This is a genomic window from Nocardioides sp. NPDC000445, from assembly GCF_040300245.1.
Taxonomy (GTDB): domain Bacteria; phylum Actinomycetota; class Actinomycetes; order Propionibacteriales; family Nocardioidaceae; genus Nocardioides.
Map to the genome: position 1 here is coordinate 229291 of NZ_JBEPDH010000009.1, position 7286 is coordinate 236576.

General features: G+C 70.2%; 7 protein-coding genes. 6 read left to right on the plus strand and 1 reads right to left on the minus strand.

Annotated features, from left to right (window positions below; genetic code table 11):
* Positions 1 to 40 precede the first annotated feature (40 nt).
* Genes ABT304_RS14675 through ABT304_RS14690 form a run of 4 tightly spaced genes read left to right on the plus strand, consistent with a single transcriptional unit; the run spans position 41 to position 3996 of the window.
* Entirely contained in the window at positions 41 to 1336 is a 1296-nt protein-coding gene (locus ABT304_RS14675; RefSeq protein WP_350716118.1) for an MFS transporter, read from the plus strand.
* Complete coding sequence (locus tag ABT304_RS14680; protein ID WP_350716119.1) at positions 1333 to 2295, plus strand: phosphoglycerate dehydrogenase; 963 nt, start codon at positions 1333 to 1335, stop codon at positions 2293 to 2295. Before ABT304_RS14675 ends, ABT304_RS14680 begins: the two co-directional genes overlap by 4 nt.
* On the plus strand, positions 2292 to 3686 hold the full coding sequence (locus tag ABT304_RS14685) for an acyclic terpene utilization AtuA family protein (protein ID WP_350716121.1): 1395 nt from the start codon (positions 2292 to 2294) through the stop codon (positions 3684 to 3686). Before ABT304_RS14680 ends, ABT304_RS14685 begins: the two co-directional genes overlap by 4 nt.
* Positions 3679 to 3996 (plus strand): DUF4387 domain-containing protein, encoded by a 318-nt coding sequence (locus ABT304_RS14690; RefSeq protein ID WP_160022180.1) that lies wholly within the window; start codon positions 3679 to 3681, stop codon positions 3994 to 3996. Before ABT304_RS14685 ends, ABT304_RS14690 begins: the two co-directional genes overlap by 8 nt.
* Here ABT304_RS14690 and ABT304_RS14695 read toward each other — a convergent pair.
* A complete protein-coding gene (locus ABT304_RS14695; RefSeq protein WP_350716123.1) occupies positions 3993 to 4697 on the minus strand; it encodes an SGNH/GDSL hydrolase family protein in 705 nt (234 codons plus the stop codon). The two genes, ABT304_RS14690 and ABT304_RS14695, sit on opposite strands and share 4 nt — an antisense overlap.
* 268 nt (positions 4698 to 4965) lie before the next feature.
* Here ABT304_RS14695 and ABT304_RS14700 point away from each other — a divergent pair, with 268 nt between their 5' ends.
* The gene (locus ABT304_RS14700; protein ID WP_350716125.1) at positions 4966 to 6675 is read left to right on the plus strand and encodes an Asp23/Gls24 family envelope stress response protein; all 1710 of its coding nucleotides are present in this window, start codon (positions 4966 to 4968) and stop codon (positions 6673 to 6675) included.
* A 69-nt stretch (positions 6676 to 6744) separates the two neighbouring features.
* The gene (locus ABT304_RS14705) at positions 6745 to 7194 is read left to right on the plus strand and encodes a GNAT family N-acetyltransferase (protein ID WP_350716126.1); all 450 of its coding nucleotides are present in this window, start codon (positions 6745 to 6747) and stop codon (positions 7192 to 7194) included.
* Positions 7195 to 7286: the final 92 nt, after the last annotated feature.

Below are 7286 nucleotides of genomic sequence, written 5' to 3' on the forward strand. Positions count from 1 at the left end.
TGAGCGCCGCCACAGACCAGAGATCACGGAGGTCCCTCACGTGAGCACCACCATCCCCACCGCCCCACCACGGCAGCTCGGGCCCCGCCGGATCACGCTCCTCGTCGCACTGGCGGTCTTCGCCCAGGAGTCGATGTGGAACTTCTACGACAGCCAGGTGCCGCCGCTGCTGCGCGACCACCTGGCCAGCGCCGCCCTCGTCGGCTTCATCATGGGGATGGACAACCTGCTCGGCATCTTCATCCAGCCGTGGATGGCCAACCGGTCCGACCGGACCCGTACGCGCTGGGGCCGCCGGATGCCCTACCTCGCCGTCGGGATGCCGCTCGCGGCGCTGCTGTTCGTGACCCTGCCGCACACCTCGAACTCGCTGCCGCTGCTGATCGTCGTCATCGTCGCGTTCGCTCTGGTCTCGAACTCGTTCAAGCCGATCGGCGAGGCGCTGGTGCCCGACTTCATCGCCCCCGAGCGCCGCAGCCGGGCCAATGCCGCCGTCAAGATCGCCTCCAGCCTCACCGTGATCGTCGCGGCGGTGGTCAGCATCCTGCTGGTCGACGACCATCCGGCACTCGCCTTCGCGGTGATCGCGCTGATCACCCTCGTCTCGGTCACCGTGCTCTGCCTCTCGATCCGCGACAGCTCCTCGCCCGGTTATCAGGCGGCGGTGGCCGAGGACGCCGCAGAGGATGCCGTCGCGGAGTCGACCTCGGTCGGCCAGGCGCGCATCCGCGACACCATCTGGGAGATCGTGCGCGACACCGACCGCAGCCGGCTGCTGCTGATCGTGGCGATCCTGGTCTTCGGCAGCGCCTGGGCAGGCTCGCGCGCGCTGGTCACGCCCTACGGCATGGAGACCCTCGGGCTCTCGCGCGGCGAAGCGGGCGGGATCACGCTGCCGAGCGGGGTCGCGTTCCTGCTCGCGGCCTATCCGACCGCGCTGTTCGCCGAGCGCTTCGGCCGGCTGCGCACCATGATCGCCGGGATGGCGATCTTCGCGGCCGCCATGCTCCTCGGCACCCTGGTGCAGACCCCGACCGGCACCGTGGTGGCGTTCTGCATCGGCGCCGCCGGTGCCTCGGCCTTCCTGGTCAACGCCGTCGTCGTGCTGTGGAACCTGGCGCCGTCGGCGCGGGTCTTCGGGACGTACGCGGCGCTCTATGCGGTGGGCTGGCAGAGCGGTGCCTTCCTCGGTCCGGCCCTGATCGGCGGGGCCGTCGACATCCTGGGCTGGCAGACGATGCTGCTCGACATCGCGGTCGTCGCAGCGGTCGCGGTCGCGATCGTGGTGCGGATCGACCGCCTGCAGCGGCGCGGCGACGTCGAGCGGGCGGTGTGAGTGCGGTGGCCCGGATCCTGATCACCACCGACTACCTGCGGCCCGGCGACGAGGTCGACGAGCTTCTCCGCTCCCAGGGCCACGAGACCCGCTACCGGTCCGGGGATCTGGTCGCGGACCTCGCCGGGGTCGACGGCGCTCTGGTCGGTCACGACCCGCTCACCGCGCAGGTCCTCGCGTCCGCGGACCGTCTCAGGGCGGTCGTACGCACCGGCGTCGGCTACGACGCGATCGATGTCGAAGCGGCCGCACGCGCCGGGATCACGGTCAGCAACCTGCCCGGGATCAACGCCAACGCGGTCGCGGAGTACACGATGGGACTCCTCCTCGCCTCCTCCCGACGGCTGGTCGAGACCGCGACCGGCGTCGCGGCCGGCGGCTGGCCACGCGAGGACGGCCGCGAGCTGCGCGGCTCCACGCTGGGTCTGATCGGCTACGGCGCCGCCGCCCGTGCGGTCGTTCCGCTGGCCCGGGCGTTCGGGATGAGGGTGCTGTGCACCACCGCCGTCGCCGAGGTCGAGCGGACCGACCCGGAGGTCCGGTTCGTCGAGCTGCCTGAGCTGCTGGCGGAAGCCGACTTCGTCTCGGTGCACACGGCGCTGACCCCACGGACGCGGGGGATGCTCGACGCGGGCGCGTTCGCGCTGATGAAGCCGGGGGCGGTGTTGGTGAACACCGCCCGCGGCGCGATCCTCGACGAGGGCGCGCTCGTCTCCGCCGTACGTGAGGGCCGGATCGCCGGAGCCGCGCTCGACGTGGTCGCCGAGGAGCCGCTGCCGGCCGAGAGCCCGCTGCGCGGGGTGCCCGGCATCGTCGTCCACTCCCACCTGGCCGGGCAGACCGCCGAGGCCCGCCGGGCCGCCGGCCTCGAGGGAGCCCGCGAGCTCCTCGACGCGCTCGCGGGCTGCCCGAAACATGCTGTCAACGCCCACCTGATCGAGGAGAGAAACAACAGATGACCAGCGACAACGCTGACTCCGTCAGCATCTTGGTGCCCAGCGGGATGCTCGGCGCCGGGTTCCCGGAGGAGACGATCACCCGTGGGATCGCGCTGGGAGCGGACGTGATCGCCGTCGACGGCGGCTCCACCGACTCCGGTCCCTACTACCTGGGTGCCTCGAAGCCGAAGACCACGGCCGCCGCGGTCGCCCGCGACCTGCGGCTTCTGCTCCGGGCAGCGGCCGGGGCCGGGATCCCGCTCATCGTCGGCTCCTGCGGCACCAGCGGCACCGACGACGGCGTCGACTGGGTCGCCGGGATCGTCGACGGCCTGCTCGCCGAGGAGGGCCTGTCGATGAGGGTCGCCCGGATCTACAGCGAGCAGCGCGCCGCCGATCTGAAGGAGCCGCTGGAGGCCGGCCGGATCCACCCGCTGCCGCCGCTGGGCGACCTTGACGGCGCAACCCTCGAGGACTGCACCCACATCGTCGCCATGATGGGCCACGAGCCGATCGCCGAGGCCCTCTCGGCCGGGGCTCAGGTGGTCCTGGCCGGGCGGGCGACCGACACGGCCAACGCCGCTGCGTACGCCTTGCTGAAGGGGATGCCCGCCGGGCCGACCTGGCACGCGGCCAAGATCGTCGAGTGCGGCGGCCAGTGCACGACCAACCCGCGGATGGGCGGGGTCTTTGCGACCATCGACCGGGCCGGGTTCACCATCGAGCCGCTCGACGAGAGTGCCGCGTGCACGCCGATCTCGGTGGCTGCCCACATGCTGTACGAGACGGCGAACCCGTTCGAGATGCGGGAGCCGGACGGCACCCTGGACGTGCGCGACGCCGTCTACACCACGCTCGACGAGCGCCGGGTGCGCGTCGAGGGGTCGCGGTTCCATCACGCCGACCAGCACACGATCAAGCTCGAGGGCGCCCGGATCACCGGCTACGAGACCATGTCGTTCTCCGCGATCCGGGACCCGCTGATCCTGAAGGACATCGAGGGCTGGGCCTCGCTGATGCACCTCGTGTTCACCCAGCGGGTCGAGCAGACCCTCGGCCTGACCAGGGACGACTACGACTACGACCTGCGCCTCTACGGCTACAACGCGGTCCTCGGCGACCTCGACCCATCCACCGAGCCACCGCGCGAGGTCGGGGTGATGCTGCTCGTCCGGGCCGCCGACCAGGCCTTGGCGACCGCGGTCGCCAAGGTCGCCAACCCGCTGATGCTGCACCTGCCGGCCCAGGACATGGACTACCTGCCCAGCCTGGCGTTCCCCGGGTCGCCGGCCGAGGTCGAGCGGGGCGCTGCGTACGAGTTCGTGCTCAACCATGCCGTCGAGAGCCTCACGCCGACCGCGATGTTCCGCACCGAGTTCAGCACCGAGATCGGAGAGAAGCACAATGCCTGAGACCACTCTGGGAGACCTCGCGACCGAGGTCCGCTCCAAGAACGCCGGGCCGTTCTGGATCACGATGGAGCTGTTCATGCGCGACGCCGAGGGCTACCGGATCGCGGCCGACGAGACGTTCCTCGACGAGGACGTCGTCGCCGGTCTCTACCGGGTCGATCCCGGGTCGGTCCAGATCTTCCGGATCCCGTCGCTCAACGTCGTCAAGATCTCCTACCCGCGCCCGGTCTCGCAGGGCTCGCTGCGCGACCGCGACACCCACGCCGGCCAGCACCACGTACCGCTCGCGCAGCTGGTGGTGCCCGGCTAGAGATCGAGGTGGTCGCAGATCGCCTGCGCCCAGCGCGCATAGCCCGCCGGCGAGGCGTGGAAGCCGTCGGCGGCGAAGAAGGACGGCTCCGCGGGACCGAGATCGGCGGAGCTGACCCACTGGACCGACGTACGCCCGGCGCAGACCAGTCGCGCAGCCTCGTCGAGCGCCTTCCCGCGCTCGGCGAGGTAGCGCCGCAGGGTGCGGGGGAGTGACGGGAACGCGCCGAACTCCGGGATGCCGGGGAGCGCGGTGTGTGCCGCGTGATCTTGGAGGGTCTCGACGATCGCGGTCAGATCCCGCGTCCAGGCCTCGACCGAGCGGCGCGCGAGGATGTCGTTGACGCCCACCAGGAGCACGGCGAGATCCCACTCGCCGGTGACCTTGGTGAGGATGCCGTGCCGGATCCGCTCGCTGGTCGCGCCGTACTTCCCGAGCGCCCGCCACTCGACCGGACGCCCGGTCCGCTGCGCGATCGCGCGCGCCATCGACCCGGCGAAGGCGACGTCGTGGGTGGGTGCGCCGCGCCCCGAAGCGGACGAGTCTCCGATCACCATCAGCCGCAGCGGGCTGGGTGCTTCATCGTCCGTCGGCGCCGGCACGAAACCCTTCGTCGGACCCTCCGGACGAGGCTCCTTTCCGATGGTCCGATGGACGTACGCGGCCTGTGCGGCGACCAGCGGGAGCAGCAGTGGATTCATCGTCTCTCCCTGTGCGGTTCTGTCGTGACGTACGTGCTCTTCCGTCGTTCTACAGCGCGTGCTCCGGCGGGTCTCCGACGTCGGCTGAACGGCGGGCGAATGTCCCCGGAAGGTTTGACACAAGGGGTCCTCGCGTCGGTGAACGTTGGGGTACAAGACAAGGGAATCCAAGACACGCGACCTGACCCGCTGCGTGCCAGCCCTAGCATCACGCCCAGCTGTGAGCGCTCGACCACAACCCTCCCCTCACTCGAAGGAATGCGAAGCCATGTCCGACTTCATCAGCGGCATCTTCAACCGAAACAAGAACGAGCAGCCGAAGGCAGGGGAGGGCGACTCGACCGACCTCTCCGCCCCTGGCTACGGCGAGAGCCTGGCCGCCCCCGAGGCCAGCGCGTACGTCACCGAGCCCCCTGCCCCGCCGGTCGTCGAGCCGGTCGCCGAGCCGGTTGCCGAGCCGGTTGCCGAGACCGTGATCGAGCCCCTCGCCGAGGCCCCTTCGGTCGACCCGCTCTCCGACCCCGAGCACGTCGTCACCGACACCGAGGAGGCTCCGGCCGCCGAGGTGGCCGAGCTCGCCGTCGAGACTGTTGAGATCAGTGGCGAGGTGGGCAGCGACGTCGTCGGTGAGGTCGCCGTGACGGAGCCTGTCGAGGCCGTCGACGAGGTTCCGGCCGAGGCGGTCGAGACCGAGGGTACGTACGAGGCGCCGCTCGAGGGCGTCGACGCCGAAGCCCCCGTCGCCGAGACCACCACCGAGGAGGTCGAGGAGACCGTTGTCGATGAGCCGACCGAGGAGGCGCCGGTCGAGACCGAGGCCGCTGTCGACGCCACCGACGCCGAGGTGACGGACGCCTCGGATGAGGTCGTCACAGAAGAGGCCGCTGAGGTCACCGAGGCCGACGGGGTCGAGGTCGAGGTCGACGCCGAGGACACCGTCGTGCCCGCGGACGCGATCGAGACCGACGAGGCAGAGGAGACCGTCGTCGAGCCGGAGGGCGAGGCGCTCGCCGAGGAGGTCGCTGTCGAGGAGCCGACCGAGGTCGAGGAGCCGACCGAGGTCGAGGACGTCGTGGTAGCTGCGGACGAGGGTGAGGCGTCCGAGGTCGAGGTTGAGGAGACCGTCGGTGAGGCGGAGGACGAGCCGACCGATGTCGAGGCAGAGGAGACGGTCGGGTCTGCCGACCTGGCCGAGCCGGTGGAGGTCGACGTCGAGCCGGCCGACGAGGTTGTCGACGAGGCTGCTGATGAGACTGCCGACGTGACGGAGTCGGTCGAGAGCGACGCGGAGATCGTCGACGTCGTCGAGGACGAGGCGCCGGCCGAGGAGATCGCTGTCGACGAGGTGGCAGCCGAGGAGGCGCCGGTGGAGACCGAGGTCACTGAGGAGGTCGAGGCGGCCGTCGAGCCGACCGACGTCGTAGAGGAGGCGCCGGTGGAGGCCGAAGACGAGGTCGAGGAGACCGAGGCGATCGTCGACGAGGCGCTGACCGACGACTCCACCGAGGCGCCCGCCGATGAGGTCACCGACACCGTGACCGAGGAGACCGAGCCGGTCGAGGAGCCCGACGCGGCCGAGGAGACCGTGTCCGAGACTCCGGCCCCTGGCTTCGCGCCGGAGCCGGTGGTCGAGCCGGAGCCGACCGCCGACTCGACCCTGACCGGGGTACTGCGCGCCGCCCGTGCCGCTCGTGAGGAGCGCGGGAAGTCGACGGTGAGCGAGGGTCTCGTCGAGCGCCTGGTCCACCACATCGTGGCCAAGGTCGAGGGCGTACACGCCATCGACGACGAGGGCACCGTGGTCGACATCGCCGACGAGGTCGCCACCATCACCGTGTCCTACGTGATCGAGTACGGCACCCCGGTCAAGGCCACCGCCGTCACCATCCGCACCCAGGTCATCGAGGCCGTCGAGGACTACTTCGACATCGACGTCGAGGCCGTCGACGTCAACGTGAGCGACTTCCACATCGCCTGATCGTCGCCGGGATGGCATGAGAGAATGACCGAAAGCCTCGGAGCGCACCGCGCTCCGAGGCTTTCGTGTATGACGACCATTCACACCGACCTCGACCTTCCCCGCCCTCTCACCGCCCGTCTCGCCCGGGCCGAGGACCATCTCGCCCTTCGCCATCTCTGGCTGCTCTTCCGGCACGAGATGTCGGGCTACAGCTCCACCCTTCCGTTCGCCGACGGCACCTTCCGGTCCGAGTGGCTCGACGCGGCACTTCGCTCCGACCCTGGGTGGTGCGCCTGGATTCTCACCGCGGGGGTTCATCCCGTCGGGTTCGCTCTTGTGCGCGATGCCGACCAGCCTGTACGCATCTTGAACAGCTTCTTTGTCGTGGCTGGGGTTCGTCGGGGTGGAATCGGGCTTCAGTTTGCTCGGGCTGTTCTCTCTGAGTATCCGGGGGAGTGGGGTGTGGCTTATCAGGAGCGGAATCGTGTGGCTGGTGGGTTTTGGTCGCGGGTCACTGCGGGGTGTGATCGGTCGTGAACCGCCCCGGTGTTTCCGGACACTTCTGATGGTGTCTCTACCCGGTCGGGGAGAGATGGTTTCTTGCAGCGTAGTGCGCGTTCTCGATCTCG

Bases quoted from the DNA above. Each gene is read 5' to 3' on its own strand.
- ABT304_RS14685 (WP_350716121.1), top strand. From the start codon at position 2,292: ATGACCAGCGACAACGCTGACTCCGTCAGCATCTTGGTGCCCAGCGGG.
- ABT304_RS14690 (WP_160022180.1), top strand. From the start codon at position 3,679: ATGCCTGAGACCACTCTGGGAGACCTCGCGACCGAGGTCCGCTCCAAG.
- ABT304_RS14695 (WP_350716123.1), bottom strand. From the start codon at position 4,697: ATGAATCCACTGCTGCTCCCGCTGGTCGCCGCACAGGCCGCGTACGTC.
- ABT304_RS14700 (WP_350716125.1), top strand. From the start codon at position 4,966: ATGTCCGACTTCATCAGCGGCATCTTCAACCGAAACAAGAACGAGCAG.
- ABT304_RS14705 (WP_350716126.1), top strand. From the start codon at position 6,745: ATGACGACCATTCACACCGACCTCGACCTTCCCCGCCCTCTCACCGCC.